This window comes from Polynucleobacter sp. TUM22923 (assembly GCF_030295705.1).
Classification (GTDB): domain Bacteria; phylum Pseudomonadota; class Gammaproteobacteria; order Burkholderiales; family Burkholderiaceae; genus Polynucleobacter.
The window spans coordinates 1,106,558-1,123,866 of record NZ_AP027274.1 but is presented as its reverse complement, the minus strand read 5'-3'; the positions used below and the strand labels follow the sequence as shown (position 1 = coordinate 1,123,866).

The 17,309-nt window shown below is 46.8% G+C and carries 18 protein-coding genes and 1 pseudogene; 12 read left to right on the top strand and 7 right to left on the bottom strand.

What is annotated here, in order from left to right:
* Nucleotides 1-68 precede the first annotated feature (68 nt).
* The 7 genes and pseudogenes from QUD86_RS05725 to smpB form a co-directional block, all read right to left on the bottom strand.
* A complete protein-coding gene (locus QUD86_RS05725; RefSeq protein ID WP_286295798.1) occupies nucleotides 69-1,004 on the bottom strand; it encodes a proteasome-type protease in 936 nt (311 codons plus the stop codon).
* A 107-nt stretch (nucleotides 1,005-1,111) separates the two neighbouring features.
* Nucleotides 1,112-1,909 carry a transglutaminase family protein gene (locus QUD86_RS05720; RefSeq protein WP_286295796.1) on the bottom strand — a complete coding sequence of 266 codons (798 nt, stop codon included), beginning with the start codon at nucleotides 1,907-1,909 and terminating at the stop codon, nucleotides 1,112-1,114.
* 17 nt (nucleotides 1,910-1,926) lie between these two features.
* Nucleotides 1,927-2,568 (bottom strand): alpha-E domain-containing protein, encoded by a 642-nt coding sequence (locus QUD86_RS05715; RefSeq protein ID WP_286298680.1) that lies wholly within the window; start codon nucleotides 2,566-2,568, stop codon nucleotides 1,927-1,929.
* Nucleotides 2,569-2,789: 221 nt separating this feature from the next.
* A complete protein-coding gene (locus QUD86_RS05710; RefSeq protein WP_286295794.1) occupies nucleotides 2,790-4,073 on the bottom strand; it encodes a DDE-type integrase/transposase/recombinase in 1,284 nt (427 codons plus the stop codon).
* A gap of 109 nt (nucleotides 4,074-4,182) precedes the next feature.
* A pseudogene (locus QUD86_RS05705) lies at nucleotides 4,183-4,554 on the bottom strand (alpha-E domain-containing protein); the annotation flags it as partial.
* A 13-nt stretch (nucleotides 4,555-4,567) separates the two neighbouring features.
* Entirely contained in the window at nucleotides 4,568-5,980 is a 1,413-nt protein-coding gene (locus QUD86_RS05700; RefSeq protein ID WP_286295793.1) for a circularly permuted type 2 ATP-grasp protein, read from the bottom strand.
* A 91-nt stretch (nucleotides 5,981-6,071) separates the two neighbouring features.
* Complete coding sequence (gene smpB / locus QUD86_RS05695; protein WP_100378781.1) at nucleotides 6,072-6,524, bottom strand: SsrA-binding protein SmpB; 453 nt, start codon at nucleotides 6,522-6,524, stop codon at nucleotides 6,072-6,074.
* Between the two features lie 26 nt (nucleotides 6,525-6,550).
* Here smpB and QUD86_RS05690 point away from each other — a divergent pair, with 26 nt between their 5' ends.
* From QUD86_RS05690 to QUD86_RS05635, 12 genes are all read left to right on the top strand, one after another.
* The gene (locus QUD86_RS05690) at nucleotides 6,551-6,985 is read left to right on the top strand and encodes a type II toxin-antitoxin system RatA family toxin (protein ID WP_286295792.1); all 435 of its coding nucleotides are present in this window, start codon (nucleotides 6,551-6,553) and stop codon (nucleotides 6,983-6,985) included.
* Nucleotides 6,975-7,325 (top strand): RnfH family protein, encoded by a 351-nt coding sequence (locus tag QUD86_RS05685; RefSeq protein WP_286295791.1) that lies wholly within the window; start codon nucleotides 6,975-6,977, stop codon nucleotides 7,323-7,325. Before QUD86_RS05690 ends, QUD86_RS05685 begins: the two co-directional genes overlap by 11 nt.
* A gap of 26 nt (nucleotides 7,326-7,351) precedes the next feature.
* A complete protein-coding gene (gene guaB / locus QUD86_RS05680; RefSeq protein WP_286295789.1) occupies nucleotides 7,352-8,818 on the top strand; it encodes an IMP dehydrogenase in 1,467 nt (488 codons plus the stop codon).
* A gap of 13 nt (nucleotides 8,819-8,831) precedes the next feature.
* Entirely contained in the window at nucleotides 8,832-10,439 is a 1,608-nt protein-coding gene (gene guaA, locus QUD86_RS05675; RefSeq protein WP_286298678.1) for a glutamine-hydrolyzing GMP synthase, read from the top strand.
* Between the two features lie 24 nt (nucleotides 10,440-10,463).
* Complete coding sequence (locus QUD86_RS05670) at nucleotides 10,464-11,273, top strand: ferritin-like domain-containing protein (RefSeq protein WP_286295785.1); 810 nt, start codon at nucleotides 10,464-10,466, stop codon at nucleotides 11,271-11,273.
* Nucleotides 11,270-13,186 (top strand): B12-binding domain-containing radical SAM protein, encoded by a 1,917-nt coding sequence (locus QUD86_RS05665; RefSeq protein ID WP_286295783.1) that lies wholly within the window; start codon nucleotides 11,270-11,272, stop codon nucleotides 13,184-13,186. The genes QUD86_RS05670 and QUD86_RS05665 overlap by 4 nt, the downstream gene beginning before the upstream one ends.
* Before the next feature lie 62 nt (nucleotides 13,187-13,248).
* On the top strand, nucleotides 13,249-13,947 hold the full coding sequence (locus tag QUD86_RS05660; RefSeq protein WP_286295782.1) for a hypothetical protein: 699 nt from the start codon (nucleotides 13,249-13,251) through the stop codon (nucleotides 13,945-13,947).
* Nucleotides 13,948-14,655 (top strand): hypothetical protein, encoded by a 708-nt coding sequence (locus QUD86_RS05655; protein ID WP_286295781.1) that lies wholly within the window; start codon nucleotides 13,948-13,950, stop codon nucleotides 14,653-14,655.
* Between the two features lie 92 nt (nucleotides 14,656-14,747).
* Nucleotides 14,748-15,404 carry a 7-carboxy-7-deazaguanine synthase gene (gene queE / locus QUD86_RS05650; protein WP_286298673.1) on the top strand — a complete coding sequence of 219 codons (657 nt, stop codon included), beginning with the start codon at nucleotides 14,748-14,750 and terminating at the stop codon, nucleotides 15,402-15,404.
* Nucleotides 15,405-15,435: 31 nt separating this feature from the next.
* Entirely contained in the window at nucleotides 15,436-15,900 is a 465-nt protein-coding gene (gene queD, locus QUD86_RS05645; RefSeq protein ID WP_286295780.1) for a 6-carboxytetrahydropterin synthase QueD, read from the top strand.
* Between the two features lie 8 nt (nucleotides 15,901-15,908).
* Nucleotides 15,909-16,364 (top strand): tRNA adenosine(34) deaminase TadA, encoded by a 456-nt coding sequence (tadA, locus tag QUD86_RS05640; RefSeq protein ID WP_286295779.1) that lies wholly within the window; start codon nucleotides 15,909-15,911, stop codon nucleotides 16,362-16,364.
* Nucleotides 16,361-17,305: an LD-carboxypeptidase gene (locus QUD86_RS05635; RefSeq protein WP_286295777.1), complete on the top strand. Its 945-nt coding sequence runs from the start codon at nucleotides 16,361-16,363 to the stop codon at nucleotides 17,303-17,305. The genes tadA and QUD86_RS05635 overlap by 4 nt, the downstream gene beginning before the upstream one ends.
* The last annotated feature ends 4 nt before the right edge of the window (nucleotides 17,306-17,309 follow it).

The window sequence follows — 17,309 nt, the reverse complement described above, 5'->3', positions numbered from 1 at the left end:
CGATCCAACAAAAAAGCCTAGACAAAAAATCTAGGCTTTTTCTTTAGTAGATAGCTGGTATTGAGGAACTATATTTTAGAATTTGTTTTTGCTTTAGCTACTGTTTTCGATACAGTCTTTGCTTTACCCCTTGCTGGAATTGACTGCTTAGGGCTCAGTTTATTTGGTACGGCGCTAACTTTTTTTACTACTTTCGTTGAGGGGATCTTGACAGCTTTATAAATAGGCACCGCACCCATTCTTTTGGCTGGCGAAGAAATCGATCTAGATAGGTTCACACCTGACCAGCTAGGCTCTGCAATCGAGTTAAAAGCGGCGCGTAACTTTTCACCCCATGACTGATGGATCATCTGGTAGTAGGGGTTAGTCTCATCTAGGGTGACTAATTTTGTTGCTTGAAACGCATTCCTTTCGTAGACCAATAGGTCCAAAGGGAGACCCACTGAGATGTTGCTTTTCAGCGTGGAATCCATTGAGATGAGGGCACACTTAGTTGCTAAATTGAGAGGGGTTTCAAATGTAATTACTCTATCTAAAATAGGCTTTCCATATTTGGATTCACCGATTTGAAAATAGCAATTCTCTGGAGTGGCTTCTATAAAATTTCCGGCAGAATACAGATTGAATAACCTTGTGCGCTCATTTTTTACCTGGCCACCAAAGATAAGACTGCAATTGAACTCAATGCCAGATTTTTCTAAAGATTCGTGATCGCGATCATAAACTTGCTTAATGGCATTGCCAACAACGACCGCAGCATCATGTGCATTTTCAACGTTCCATAGATTCTTGCCGTTGAGTAGTTGTCCTTGACGTAGAATTTCTTTGACTGCTTGGGTAATGGCAAGATTGCCTGCACTCATCAGAGTAAAAAATCGGTCATTATCTTTTTGAAATAAGGACATTTTACGAAATGTACCAATTTGATCTACGCCCGCATTGGTGCGCGTATCCGATAAAAAAACAAGTCCGTCTTTTAGGCAAAGCCCAACGCAATACGTCATGCCACAACTCCCTTTTATTCTTATTGTGATCTACAACTCGAAATTATCTCTTATTTTGTGCTTAAGCAACCTTCTTAAGCATCAGAATAGCGGACTTAAAAGTCTTTTCAGGAAACTTGATTAATGGAGATACTAGCGCTAAGCTCTTCGCCTTCGCCGCCTGAACGGACACCTTTTACAGGGGCTGCAGAATAGTAGTCTCTGCCTATCGCTAGGCGAATATGCCGTGAGTCAACCAAGCAAGAATTTGTAATATCTATGCTTGTCCAGACACCTTGATTGATGTCGGTGCAAAAATCAATCCAAGCATGACTAGCTAAATTAGGAGATTCTTCCGCAAAGAAATAGCCGCTGACGTAGCGTGCTGGTATACCAGAGGCACGACATAGCCCGAGCATGATATGAGCGTGATCTTGGCAGACACCTGATCTAATAGCAAATGATTGCGCTGCAGTAGTGGCAAAATTAGTTTGCCCTGGAAAATATAAAATAGCAGCCTGTACCGCAGCAGCTAAAGTTAAAACTGCTGTAACTGAATTCGTTGTGGGAAGTGTTTCTGCGAAAAACTTCAACATCTCTGGAGTGGGTTCAGTTAAGTGCGTTTGTTGAAGTAGGTAATATGGAGAGACCGCTTTGGGTTCGTCAATAAATTCATAATTATCTTGCGTATGCACCTCTCCTTCTGCCTCAATCATCATTGAGGTATAGGGACTCTCTTGGGTAAAAATACTGCATTGATTCCCGAATGCGTCGCTTGAATTGCTGGCTTTCATGGGCGTGCTGATTTTCCATCTATCAATAGTCTGACCAGTGACTTGGGGTGGAGTCAGCCGTAACTCTTGGATGGAGTAGTGTACCGGAGTGTCATATCGATATTCCGTACGATGGCGAATTTTAAGGTGCATATTGATCTGATAACCTTTTAAGCTACCGCTAGCGGTATGAGGTAGGCATTACTAAATTCATCAGCAATATGATTAATTCGCTCTAGGAACTCCTCAATAAATTCCTCAAGTCCTTGAGTGAAGACTTCGTCAATGTCGGAGTAATCAAGGCTAGCCTTGAGTTTGCCTAGCAGTCTTTCAATTTCTTTTGATTGCTGATTTTTAATTTCAGAGACTAGCTGAATTAATTCGTTGATGCAGCAGACTAGGGAACGGGGCATCTGCTTATTAAAAATTAGGAGTTGTGCTACTTTTTTAGGGGTCACTTGGTCTGAATAAATTTGGCGATAAATTTCAAAGGCGGATACTGAGCGAAGTAGGGCGGCCCAATGGTAGAAGTCAAAGAAATTGTTGTTATCTTCCTCTTTTGGCTCTAATATTCCCGTTTGATTTGATGTTATTTTTTTATCGATGTGCAATGCTTTTAGAATGGCCTGGTCTTCATACTTAGTTTGTAAAATACGGGCTGTATTATCGGCGCGCTCTAGTAGGGTGCCGATATTAATAAAGTAGAAGGCTTCATTCTTGAGCATCGTACCGTGCATTACCCCTCTGAATAGATGGCAGCGATGCTTAACCCACTCGAGTAGGCGGCTAGGATCAGCCTGATGGCGAGCCAGTATTTTCCAATCCAGGTATGAGCCTGAAGCGGGTTTGAGTTGGTGACCTTTGCTTCTTGACCTGACCGGGTTAAAACTGGAAGTTTAAGGGACTTGGTTTTGTCTTCTAATTTGCATTCATGCAGGCCCCTGCCAGGCCGCCGGAGGCCCCCCCCGCGCATGTTTTTTCACACTCGTTCTTGTTTTTCTTTGCGTCGAATCTGTGTCGACTCGGCGTCGATTCAAGTCTGCAGTTTGCGCTTTGGCTTGTTGAATAACTCAAACAAATCGGCCTTGGCCTTTTGCATCTCATGGGCCGCTTGCAGATCGGTTCTTTCTTTGGCCCGAGCCAGCAAATCTTCAAGCGTGATGCCCGCTTTGAACTTGACCAAACCCCTGTCGTTTAGTTGCACCAATCGCTCCAGCGGCGTCTTCGCATCTTTGTTCTTGTAGACCTTTTTAACCTTCCCTTTGTCACACACCACCTCGGTGGCAAACAAGCAAGGACGGTGCAAATTGAGCCACGAATTGAACACACCTTCATAGAACGCATTGATGGGTTTTGCGTACTTCTTTGGAATGTGGCTGTAGCCCATATGCTTCCTGACCACACTGGCATTCTTGCTCTCTGCCAAGGCGTTGTCGTTACTTTGACGGGCACGTGATTTGGTCTGCTCGATACGCAACTTTTCTAGCATTTTGGCCACCTTGTGGTTGATGTACTCCGAGCCGTTGTCAGAGTGGAACCCTTCAATCTCAAACGGGAACTGCGCAATCACCGCCTGCAGAATCGGCAGTAAATATGCCTCACTGATGCCCTCTACACAAGCCTCTACTTGCCACTGGCTGACGCTGTCCACGCAGGTGATGTGGTAGACCCCTTTGAGGCCATCCAAATCACCTTGGTGGACGCTGTCAATGCGTACCCAGCCCGCACGTCCATTGGGCCTGGGTGCCTTGCGCACGCCAATGGAGTTGCACACCGATCGGGTCTTGGTGAAGCTGACGCGAAGTTTTTGGTAGCCAGCACTTTTGCGCAGGTTGTACAGGTGCGCGACCGACAGACCGGCCAGGCGCTCGTAGTCCTTGTCGCCGTATACCGTGTAGGCCCGGCGCAATAGGTGGGCGATGGCCGGGCCACAGACATCTTCATTGGCGCGATCTACCTCCACGAGCAGTGCGACATCGACAGCTGTGTACTTGCGGGTGAAGGGGGCAGCAGGGGCGCGGTAGCGTTTGGCCAGGGGCACAGGTGCCAGGCGGTTCTCCTGCCAGCGCGCTACCAGGCGGGTGATCTGAGGGCGACTGTAGCCGCTGGTGTGGCGCAGGTAGGCCAGTACCACGCCGCGATCATGTTTGCCGCACTGGCGGTACTCAAAGCGCTTGAGAACGCGGCTGATGTGTTCGTAGCGCTGGGCGTCACCAACGCCTGCGGCGAGCGTGAATTTGACTTCTGGGGTTGCATCCAGAAATTCCTGCAGTTGCGCAATCGTGCGCAGCTTTGTCTCGTCCATGTTGATCACCATCCTTGGATGATCAAGCCAATGGCAGTTGGGCCTGAAACCTACCCCTTCAGGCTCATTTCTGGTTGGAAATACGTGCGCCGTTCAGGCTCATACCTCATTGGACAAGGCTAGCCTCAAGGATGCGTTGCAATTCAAGCCAGGTTGTATTTTGGGTTTCCCATACTTCAGAGGTGATTCTGCCGCGAATGACGCGGGCATTTTCTCTGGCACCAAATAAGCAGGAGACAATGCTAGAGGGGTTACTGGTTTCATAGATCATGAAATCCAGTACATTCTCACGATTAATTACCGCATATTGTTTGTAGAAAGCACCTTCAAGCTTGGAAATTGTTAGGAGCTTCTTCCAGCTTTGCTCTAAAAATTCTGCAGGCTGTGGAAGTAGGGACGTTTGGTGATTGACATCGAGCATGCGAGCTGTATTTTCTGCTCGCTCTGTGTAGCGTGCCATCCAGTAAAGACAATCCGCGGTCCGGCTCAGCATGTTTGACTCCCTTTCATTCCTCTAGCACCCAAGTATCTTTGGTACCACCACCTTGAGAGGAGTTCACTACTAAAGAACCCTCCTTCAGGGCAACTCGAGTTAATCCCCCTGGTACCATCTTGATGGTTTTTCCTGACAGCACGAATGGCCTTAGGTCAATATGGCGAGGGGCTATGCCAGACTCTACAAAGGTGGGGCAGGTCGATAAAGCCAGTGTGGGTTGCGCTATATATTGATTAGGGTTGGCTACTAGGTGGCCTCTGAATTCTTCAATTTCTGCTTTGGTGGATGCTGGGCCCACCAACATGCCGTAACCACCAGCACCATGAGTGAGTTTGACAACCAGCTTATTTAGGTTAGCTAAGGTATACGCAAGATCGCCTGGTTTTCTACATTGAAAAGTAGGTACATTATTGAGAAGTGGTTTTTCACCCAAATAAAACTCGATCATGTCAGGGACATAAGGATAAATAGATTTGTCATCAGCAATACCGGTGCCAATTGCGTTTGCTAAAGTAACATTGCCCGCACGATAAGCAGTTAACAATCCAGCAACACCCAGGGTGGAGTCAGAGCGAAACGAGAGTGGGTCTAAAAAATCATCGTCTACTCGGCGGTAAATAACGTCTACCCGCTCAGGCCCTTGAGTTGTTCGCATAAATACTTGTTCATTTTTAACAAAGAGATCCTTACCTTCAACTAATTCAACACCCATTTGTTGTGCAAGGTAGCTATGCTCAAAATAAGCGGAGTTATACATGCCCGGGGTAAGAACAACTACGTTTGGTTTTCTAACATCATCCGGCTTCACAGACTTGAGACATTCCAAAAGAAAGTCTGGATAGTGTTCGACAGGGGCAACGCGATATTGCTGAAAAAGATCGGGGAATAGACGCATCATCATCTTGCGATCCTCAACCATGTATGAAACACCCGAAGGCACACGCAAGTTGTCTTCTAAAACGAAGAATTCACCCTCACCAGCTCGCACAATATCAATTCCGGCAATTTGCGCGTAAATATCTTTAGGTATCTTGACGTTACGCATCTCAGGTCGATATTGCGCGTTGTTATAAATTTGTTCGGCGGGAATAATGCCTGCTTTAATAATATTTTCTTCGTGATAAACGTCGTAAATAAAGTGGTTGAGGGCTCTGACTCTTTGACGCAATCCGGCCTCGAGTAATTCCCATTCTTTGGCCGTGAAAATTCGGGGCACTTGATCAAAGGGGATCGTGCGTTCTGAACCGAGATCATCACCGTACACGGCAAATGTAATTCCAACACGTCTAAAAATGAGATCGGCTTCTGCCCGCTTGAGACCCATAAGGGAATCGCTCTGCTTCAAAAGCCACTGTTGAAATGCCTGGTAATGAGGGCGTGCTTTACCGCCGGAATCGAGCATTTCATCATAAGGGGCATTCATGCATTTAAGGTAACCGATCCAAGTCGGTACTCGAGGATCATTTGTGCAGACATGGTGCCTTTATGCACTTTATTGGTGCATAGTTCCTTCGTTAAGCGTTCAAATCACCTCTAGCGATACGACCTTTCTGTACTTCCCATTCCCGTTCCTTGGTAGCAGCCCGCTTGTCATGCTGCTTTTTACCCCTTGCTAAACCAATTTCGCACTTCACATTTCCTTTGGAGAAATGCAAATTAAGCGGAACCAGGGTGTAGCCCTTTTGCTCTACTTTGCCAATGAGCTTCTTAATTTCAATGGCATTGAGCAAGAGTTTGCGAGTACGAGTGCTGTCCGGAACAATATGGCTTGAAGCCGAGAGTAGGGGGGTAATGTGGCAGCCAATCAGGAATAGCTCCGCCTGACGAATGACAACATACGCTTCTTTGACGTGCACGCGACCAGCGCGGATGGCTTTAACTTCCCAGCCTTCCAGCACTAGACCTGCCTCGAACCGTTCCTCGACAAAATAATCGAAGAAGGCTTTTTTGTTATCGACGATACTCATATTTATTTAGCTTCTCAAGATCGATTATGGCAGACGTATACAAGACCGTATTAATTGGCCAGTCAGCCGACCGCATGTATGGCTTGGTAACGGATGTTGCTCGTTACCCAGAGTTCCTGCCCTGGTGCGGCGGAGTGGAAATTTTCGAGCAATCGGAGACCATTTTGGACGCCAAAATCAACATCCAATTTAAGGGTATTACACAGTACTTTCATACTCGGAACATTAATCACCGCCCCGAAACCATTGATATGGTCTTTGTGGATGGGCCTTTTAAGCATTTTTCAGGGCAATGGAATTTTATTCCCCTGAAAGAAAATGCCTGCAAGGTAGAGTTCAAGCTCCACTGGGAGTTCAAGAGCGTCATATTGGATAAGATTATTGGCCCCGTGTTCGGTCATATTGCTGGTACTTTTGTGGATTGTTTCGTAAAGCGCGCTGAAGACCTTGATGGGCAATAAGTCATTGGAAATCCTGATTTGTGATGCCCGATTGGGGGCTCCAATACCGACCCCATTTGTATTCCATCTGACCTCAGATGAGATCCCAACTGTTGGTCTGGCCTTACTGAGGGCGGGTATTGCTAAGAGCCCCACAGACCCTGTATTGGCTAGAAAAGGTTGTTTTGGTGTTTTTGGTAAGCGTAAGGAGTGGGACAGCCCGATCTACGCTGGAGACCGGTTAGAGCTCTATTCAGCATTGCTGATTGACCCCAAGACTGTTCGTCGCAAGAAAGCCAATCAGAACCAAGATGCTAAATTCCAAGCGGCCGCGGCCAAAAGGAAGGCTAGAAGGCTATAATCTGTTTTTGCGATTAGGGGTTTTGCATGCGAATCATTCAAAAAGCACTCACATTTGATGATGTGCTCCTCGTACCGGCTTACTCGTCGGTACTTCCTCGAGATGCCAGCTTGGCAAGTAAATTAACTCGAGATATTTCACTCAATACACCGTTGGTGTCTGCTGCCATGGACACTGTTACTGAAGGCCGCTTGGCTATCGCCATGGCTAGTGAAGGTGGTATTGGCATTGTTCATAAGAACTTAAAGCCAGCCGAACAGGCGCGTGAAGTGGCTAAAGTAAAGCGTTATGAATCTGGTGTCTTGCGTGATCCTATTACGATTGGCCCCGACGCTACTCTGCGTCAAGTGATTCAGCTTTCTCGTGAGCATGGCTTTTCTGGTTTCCCTGTTTTAACTGGCAAGGAAGTGGTGGGCATCATCACCAACCGTGACTTACGCTTTGAAGAAGATTTAGATGCGCCGGTAAAAACCAAGATGACACCACGTGATCGTTTGATTACTGTGAAAGAGGGTTGCTCCCTAGAGGAAGCTAAACGCTTGATGAGTCAACACCGCCTAGAGCGAGTGTTGGTTGTCAATGATCGATCTGAGCTTCGTGGTCTGATCACTGTAAAAGATATTCTGAAGGCTACTGAGCACCCCAACGCTTGCAAAGACAGCGAAGGCAAATTGCGCGTAGGCGCTGCAGTTGGTGTGGGTCCTGATAATGATGAGCGTATCGAACTCCTTGTTCGTGCTGGGGTTGATGTATTGGTGGTTGATACTGCTCACGGCCATAGTCAAGGTGTCTTAGATCGCGTCAAATGGATTAAGAAAAACTATCCTCATATTCAGGTGATTGGTGGAAATATTGCTACTGGCGAAGCTGCTAGAGCGTTAGCCGACCATGGCGCCGATGGTGTGAAGGTGGGTATTGGCCCCGGCTCTATTTGCACCACCCGAATTGTTGCTGGTGTTGGTGTTCCCCAAATCTCAGCGATTGTGAATGTAGCTGCGGCACTGAAGGGCACCGGCATTCCATTGATTGCGGACGGTGGTGTTCGCTATTCAGGCGATGTGGCAAAAGCATTGGCTGCAGGCGCTAGCTCGGTCATGATGGGCGGCATGTTCGCCGGTACTGAAGAGGCGCCTGGGGAAGTATTTCTTTATCAAGGTCGTTCATATAAAAGTTATCGCGGCATGGGTTCACTAGGCGCAATGGCTGACGGTTCTGCCGATCGATATTTTCAGAGCGATATCAGCGCTGCCAATGCTGAGAAGCTGGTGCCAGAGGGTATTGAAGGTCAAGTGCCTTATAAAGGTAGCGTTCTGGCTATCTTGCATCAGTTGACTGGCGGTATTCGTTCTTCAATGGGTTACCTTGGCTGTAAGACGATCGACGAGTTACATGAAAAAGCGAATTTTGTGGAAATCACCTCAGCTGGCGTGCGTGAATCGCATGTGCATGATGTGAAGATCACCAAGGAAGCCCCGAACTACCATATTGATTAAGGCTGTTGCTGCCGTGCATGACAAAATACTGATTCTCGACTTTGGTTCACAAGTCACCCAACTGATTGCTCGGCGCGTTCGCGACGCCCGAGTCTATTCTGAAATTCATCCCTACGATTGCGATCCTGAATTCATTCGCCAATTTATTCAAGAGCAGGGCGGCAAAGGCATTATTTTGTCTGGGGGTCCAAGCTCAGTAACTGAGGCAGACAGCCCTCGTGCACCTCAAATTGTGTTTGAGCTCAATGTTCCTGTTTTGGGGATTTGCTATGGCATGCAAACGATGGCAACCCAATTGGGTGGTGCTGTTGCTTCTGCAGAATCCTTAGGTAAGGCGCGTGAGTTTGGGTACGCTGAGGTTAGAGCGCATGGCCATACGAATTTACTCAAAGGCATTCAAGACTTTTCGACTACTGAAGGCCACGGCATTCTGAAAGTATGGATGAGTCATGGCGATTCCGTTACGACTCTGCCTCCTGCTTTTCAATTGATGGCTTCTACGCAGTCCTGTCCGATTGCGGGCATGGCTGATGAAGCACGTCGCTTTTATGCTTTTCAGTTTCATCCAGAAGTTACCCATACATTACAAGGTACCGCGATCATTGAGCGTTTTGTCCATGAGATCTGCGCTTGTAAACCAGATTGGGTAATGGGCGATTACATTAGCGAAGCCGTTGAACATATTCGTAAGCAGGTGGGTAGTGATGAGGTAATTTTAGGGCTCTCAGGTGGAGTCGATTCCAGTGTGGCAGCAGCGCTGATTCACCGTGCTATTGGTGATCAACTGACTTGTGTTTTTGTTGATCATGGCTTACTTCGTTTAAACGAAGGCGACATGGTGATGGAGATGTTTGCACGCAATCTGGGCGTCAAAGTCATTCGTGTCAATGCGCTTGAGAAGTTCATGTCTGAATTAGCTGGGGTTTCTGATCCAGAGGCAAAACGAAAAATTATCGGCAAAGAGTTTGTAGAGATTTTCCAAGCTGAATCTGGCAAGATTGAAAATGCCAAGTGGCTTGCTCAAGGCACGATTTATCCGGATGTGATTGAATCTGCTGGCAAGGGTAAAAAGGGTGCACACACCATTAAGAGTCACCATAACGTAGGTGGCTTACCTGATGATATGCATTTGAAGCTGCTGGAGCCTCTGCGAGAGCTGTTCAAGGATGAGGTGCGTGAGTTGGGCGTAGCCTTAGGTCTACCGCGTGAGATGGTCTATCGCCATCCGTTCCCAGGCCCAGGTCTTGGTGTTCGTATTCTGGGGGAAGTAAAGGCGGAATTTGCGCATCTATTGCAACGTGCTGATGCGATCTTCATTGAAGAGTTACGTAACACCATCGATGAAGCAAGCCAAAAATCTTGGTATGACCTGACTAGTCAAGCTTTTGCTGTATTTTTACCCGTCAAATCTGTTGGCGTCATGGGTGATGGCAGAACCTATGAATATGTAGTGGCTCTTAGGGCAGTACAAACACAAGACTTTATGACTGCTCAATGGGCGCACCTACCTTATGAATTACTGGGTAAGGTATCTAATCGCATCATTAATGAAGTACGTGGAATTAACCGTGTTGTCTATGACATTAGTGGAAAACCGCCGGCAACTATTGAGTGGGAATAACTGAATTTCAGCCCGCTGATAGAGATGCCTGAATTACGACACTCCGCTCTTCAAGTTTTATTGCTGACTGATCCCGCTGAGAAAGTCTGTCAGATTAAGCAATTGTTTGACGACTATCACCAGCAGAGGGTTGAGTTAAACCCTGCTGCATTGATTCATTTTGATGGGCTTGTGCTTCCAGGTCGACCAGAGAAGCCAGAATTAGTCCCCCCTCAGAAAGCCCCCAAAAGATCGATGAGTACGCCCGAGGGTAGGGTTAGATTACTGCACTCACTCGCACACATAGAATTTAATGCACTCAACCTTGCTTTGGATGCGCTGGCACGTTTTTCTAAGATGCCTCAGCAATATTATGAAGACTGGTTAAAGGTTGCCAAAGAAGAGGCGTACCACTTTAGTCTGATTGAAAAGCATCTGCACTCATTAGGTTCTAGCTACGGGGCCTTGACTGCCCACAATAGTTTATGGGAAATGGTTGAGAGGACCTCTGATCAAGTGATCGCCAGAATGGCACTCGTTCCCAGAACGATGGAGGCTCGCGGTTTAGATGCGGTTCCAGCGATACGTGATCGCTTTATTCAAATTAAAGATCATGCAGTTGTGGATATCTTAGATATTATTTTGAGAGATGAAGTGGGGCATGTTCTGATTGGCAATCAATGGTTCAATTATTTATGCTCCAAAGATAAGCTATCCCCTATAACAACTTATCGGGAGTTGGCCAGAAAGTACTGCGCCCCTGTTCTAAGGGGTCCATTTAATTTCGAGGCTAGAGAGCGGGCTGGATTTACCGCTGAAGAATTGGACATTCTCAAAGAAGCAGTCCCTGCATGAAAGTATTAAGTCTCATACCTCCGATGACGCAGCTTAATACGCCGTATCCGTCCACGGCGTATCTCACTGGTTTTTTAAGATCGCGTAATGTTGATGCCGTTCAGGAAGATCTTGCGCTGGCATTGGTGCTGGGGTTTTTTACTGTCGATGGTTTAGCGCAGATTAAATCAGCTGCACTAAGGCTAGCAGAAGAGCAGCGTAGTGCCAGCGTCAACTTATTCTTAGATTATGTCGAGCAATATCAAAGTACGATTGCTTTAGTCATTTCTTTTTTGCAGGGGCGCGATAGTACCTTAGCCCATCGCATTAACAGTCGCACTTTACTGCCTGAGGGTCCCCGTTTCTCATCCTTAGATGCCTACGATGATGGTACTCATGATGATGCAGAAGAAAACCCTGGCGATTCATTAGCCTGGGCATTTGGTGCTCTGGGATCACAGGATAGGGCGCGTCATTTGGCAACGCTTTACCTTAATGACTTATCAGACGTTCTTCGCGATGCAGTCGACGATCGCTTTGAATTTGTGCGCTATGCCGAATCGCTAGCAGGTAGTCAGCCTACCTTTACGCCTCTGGCAGATGCCTTGGCTGCAAGTCCAACATTGATGGATGATCACCTTCGCATGCTAACAATGGGTGTCATTGAGAAACATCAACCTACTTTAGTGTTGTTATCAGTTCCGTTTCCTGGTGCCATGTACGCTGCGCTTCGTATTGCGCAAACCATTAAATTGCACTTCCCCAGTATTCATATTGGACTGGGGGGTGGGTATGTCAATACGGAATTGCGTGAACTCACTGACCCACGGATCTTTGATTTTGTAGACTTTATTACGCTCGATTCGGGAGAGCGTCCTTTACTTGCCCTGTTAGAGCATTTAAATGGAAAGCGCTCAGCCCAGAGATTGGTGCGTACCTATATCCGTGATGCTCAGGGTCAGGTGAAGTATGTGCATTGGCAAGAATCTGATGTTCCTTTTGAGGAAGTGGGAACGGCAACATGGGATGGTTTGCCACTAAATTCTTATTTATCGCTATTAGATATGCTTAATCCGATGCATCGCCTCTGGAGTGATGGTCGTTGGAATAAGCTCACCGTGGCCCATGGTTGCTATTGGAAGAAGTGCAGTTTTTGCGATGTGAGCTTGGACTATATTGCCCGCTATGAAACCGCCTCAGCAAGTTTGTTAGTAGATCGCATTGAGGCAATTGTTGCTGAGACAGGGCAGACAGGGTTTCATTTTGTTGACGAGGCAGCACCGCCAAAAATACTAAAAGCCCTAGCTGAAGAATTAATTCGACGAAGGGTAGTTATTTCTTGGTGGGGAAATATTCGTTTTGAGAAAACCTTTACACCACAATTATGCGAGTTACTAGCGCAGAGTGGGTGTATTGCGATGTCTGGCGGACTAGAGGTGGCATCTGATAGATTGCTTGATCTAATGAAAAAAGGAGTGTCAGTAGATCAGGTTGCGCTAGTTACTAAAGCATTTTCGGATGCGGGTATTTTGGTTCATGCTTATCTGATGTATGGCTTTCCTACGCAAACCGTTCAAGAAACGGTCGATGCTTTGGAGTATGTGCGTCAATTCTTTGAAAATGGTTGTATTCAGAGTGGCTTCTTTCATCGCTTTACCTGCACCGTACATTCCCCCGTGGGAAAGGATCCGCAAGAATATGGGATCACACTTGTGCCACAACCCCCCATTAGCTTCGCCAAAAATGACGTTTCATTCATCGACCCTAGTGGAGTAGATCACGATCTTTTAGGTTTAGGCTTAAAAAAAGCCATCTATAACTTCATGCATGGCATTGGATTTGATGAAGATGTTCATACCTGGTTTGATTTGGCTGGCATACCAAAAACAACCATCAGCAAGAGCAAAATAGCTCGATTGTTAGGGTATTTGTAAATAGAATGAATGAATATCATTCATTCATAAAGTGTGCCCATGAATCCTACTAAGAGGTTTATATGAATCTGACACGTCGAACGCTATTAGCCTCTGCGGCTTTATTACCCGTTGCTTGCACAAGCCTTTCTTATGAGCGCGGTATACCCATTAGTCAGCCTAAGCCGCTTCCTGTTATTCGCCCACCTCAGTTGGGGCAATCGTGGACTTACATCAAGAAAGATATGTTTAGCGGGAAAACATTGGACGTCATTACTGAGCAGCTCACAAAACTATCCCCAACGATTACGGTTGATAGAGTAACGGCTAGCGGTAATCGTCTGCCGAGTGAAATTCAGACCTCATGGGGCATGGTTGCAACTGATACACAATGGTCACGACTGCTCAATTTCAGCCCCTCTTTACCCTTATGGCCAGAGCAGCTGTCTACTGCATGGGCAAAGCAAATCACGACCAAATATAGCGTCGCAGGTTACCCCGAGTCCAGATTACATTGGCAGGAATATATGAGTGTGCATGGCTGGGAAAAAATTACCGTTCCTGCCGGTGAATTTGTTGCCTTACGCTTTCAGACATTAATTAATTATGAGAGTGATGACGCCAATAAGGTGGATTGCATTCGCAAGGAAACAGTTTGGTTTGTCCCGCAGATTGGCCGTTGGGTAGCTCGTGAGGCATCTGGCTCTTATCAAATACAGGGGCAGATTGGTGCTGTTATTTTGGAGGGGAGTTATCGATGGGAACTTTCTGCGTACCAGTAAATGAAAATCCTCAGTAGACTTTGGATTTTGCTGCTGCCAGTCTTTTTAGCGGCATGCATTTCCTCTCAACCTTACCCTGAAGGCGTTCCGATAACTCAGCCAATGAGCGTTACTCAAGTACGGCCGCCCCAGGTAGGGCAGCAGTGGGTTTATAACGTTCGTAACGTGTTTAATCAAGAATTAGTCGATGTCGTTACAGAAACTGTGGTTGCTGTTGGTCCGCAGGTCAGAATTGCGCGAACTAGTTTGAGGACTGGAGTGCTTCCAGAAGAAATTCAAGAGCCCTGGGGGTTCATCTTGCAAGATCCGCATTGGAGTCCACCCCAACGATTTTTGCAAACTACCCCATTATGGCCAGAGCAATTGGTGGGTGGATGGTCAGGCTTTTATCGTAGTCGTTATCAGGTGCTGGGCTATCCCGATAATGACTATTACTGGGGGCTCAATATCAATGCCGTTGAATGGCAGCGTATTAGTGTGCCTGCGGGAGACTTTAATGTGCTGCTTTACCGTAATGAGATGCCTTTTTTTACGAGTAATGATTTCTCAAGAGTAGCTAACACGCGATACGAGGATGTCTGGCTCTCTCCTGAAATTGGTCGCTGGGTCATTCGGCGTAGCTTTGGACGCTATTTATGGGGTGGAATGCGCTGGAATAACGCCCTTTGGGAAGATTATCTGCAGTGGGAGCTAGTTTCCTGGAGGTGATCTGCGTAAGCCACATCGAAACAGCCCTTATTGGCTGATAATAGAGTTCTGCTGGAGTACTAAAACTCCAGTACTTTAGCCATAGAAAAACACTGATGTATACCGTAAAAGAACTTTTCCCAACCCTCCAAGGTGAGGGCGCTCATGCCGGCCGTGCCGCTGTCTTTTGTCGCTTTGCTGGGTGCAATCTCTGGAGTGGCCGCGAGGAAGATCGCGCCTCAGCAATTTGCCAATTTTGTGACACGGATTTTGTAGGCAGCGATGGTGTGGGGGGCGGGAAGTTTGACAATGCCGCCCTGTTGGCGGATGCGATTGAAGCATCCTGGGTAAGCACTTCGGCGGGACCTCAGCAACGCTATGTGGTGTTTACCGGTGGTGAACCATTATTGCAGTTAGATAGTTTGTTAATTGAGGCTTTACACGCTAAACAGTTTTCAATCGCAATCGAAACTAACGGCACGATCAAAGTTCCCAAGGGTGTCGATTGGGTCTGCGTCAGCCCTAAGGCGGGATCAAACTTAATTGTTTTGCAGGCCGATGAAATAAAATTAGTGATTCCGCAATTGGGGCATGATTCGATTGAGCGTTTATTAGCCCGTTTTGAAGGAATGGACTATCGCAATCGTTTTTTGCAGGCAATGGACGGCCCTCAACTCAAAGAAAATATGGCTTTAGCAGTAAGCCTTTGTCAGAAGCGCCCTCTATGGCGATTGAGTGTGCAGACACATAAGGTCATTGGTATTCGGTAGTAAATAATCTGCGTTTAAAGAGAATAAAAATATGATTACAGTACCAGAAGCTATTTCCATTACCCGACGTCTTGAGTTTGATGCGGGTCATCGCATTCCGAATCATGATGGGCAATGCCGTCATTTGCATGGCCATCGTTATGCAATTGAAATTACCTTAACGGGAGCTGTGGCAGATCATCCTGGTAAAGCGGACGATGGTATGGTCCTGGATTTTGGTGATATCAAGCGACTTGCGACTCAGTATATTGTCGAGCCTTGGGATCATGCATTCTTAGTAGCTAAAGAAGATGCGGGTCTAGTGGACTATCTCAATTCCATCCCCAATCATAAGACGGTCATTATGGAATGTGTGCCTACGGTTGAAAATCTAGCCAGTACGGCGTTCAAGATATTACGCCCTGTTTTCGAACAAGCGTTTAGCGGGCGCCTTATTCTTTCTGCGGTTCGTCTTTATGAGACGCCGAATTGCTGGGCTGACGTTACCCATTCATAAAGCGCGCTATGCAAGCTCAAATCGATCATCAATTTATGCAGCTTGCGCTCGATCAAGCAAAGCTTGCCGCGTTAGCAGGCGAAGTGCCAGTTGGTGCAGTCTTAGTTCGCGATGGCCAAGTCATTTCAAGTGGCTTTAATCAACCGATTACTAATAATGACCCAAGCGCTCATGCAGAGATGATGGCGCTCAGAGCAGCGGCTCTAGCGGAACAGAACTATCGATTGCCAGGTACTACGCTCTATGTGACTTTAGAGCCCTGCACCATGTGTGCTGGTGCAATGTTGCATGCCAGGCTAGATCGGGTAGTGTTTGGAGCGGCCGATCCTAAGACTGGGGTTGCTGGGAGCGTGCTCAATCTATTTTCAGAAAAGCAGCTTAATCATCAAACTCAAGTCGAAGGTGGCATTATGGGTGAAGAGTGCGGTCAGATACTGCGTGATTTCTTTCGGGAGCGACGTTGAAACAGATTCATTTGATTGCTCCATCAGGGGCTAGCTTAGATACCAGTACCCCCTTAGCGGGAATGCAGTGGCTGATCTCACAAGGTGTAGAGGTGCTTAATGCGGCCTGCATCAGTCGAGTTCACCAGCGCTTTGCTGGAAGTGATGCTGAGCGTTTATCAGAGATCAATGCGCTTGCAACACTCCCTCCAGATATTACTGTCATGGCAATGCGTGGGGGCTATGGCCTGCATCGCTTACTCCCAGAGATTCATTGGGATGCGATTGCAAAAAATATCCAAAATGGTCTACAAATTTGTGGCCACAGTGACTTCACTGCTTTTGAATTAGCAATGCTAGCAAAGACTAGTGCCGTAACTTTGGCAGGTCCGATGCTGAACTTTGATTTTGCTTGTCAAGATGATCAGGGTAAAGAGGCTACTCCCAATGCGTTGATGTGGAAGCAATTAAAGACCGCGATTACGGAGCGAGGCGTGGATTTTACGATCAAAGCTGTGCAAGCTTACTTAGCTCGGCCACTAAAAGAGAATCTGTCTGGAATGTTGTGGGGCGGAAACCTTACAGTGCTCACGGGTTTAGTAGGTACGCCTTATCTGCCTGATCTGGAAAAGACTAAGGGCGGCATTTTGTTTTTGGAAGATGTCAATGAACATCCGTATCGTATTGAGCGAATGTTAATGCAACTCTTAGATGCCGGTATATTGGGTAATCAAGGCGCAGTTTTATTGGGTGGATTTTCTGCATACCGCCTTTATGATCATGATCGTGGTTATGACTTAGATGCCGCTATTGACCTCATTCGTAGTCGTCTTCCAAGCCATATTCCGATTTTGACGGACCTGCCTTTTGGGCATCAATCTGAAAAGCTGACATTACCCGTAGGTGCTCATGCCCATATTGAGTTTGATCAAACTGGTTTTAATATTCAGTCGAAGTGGTAATGGT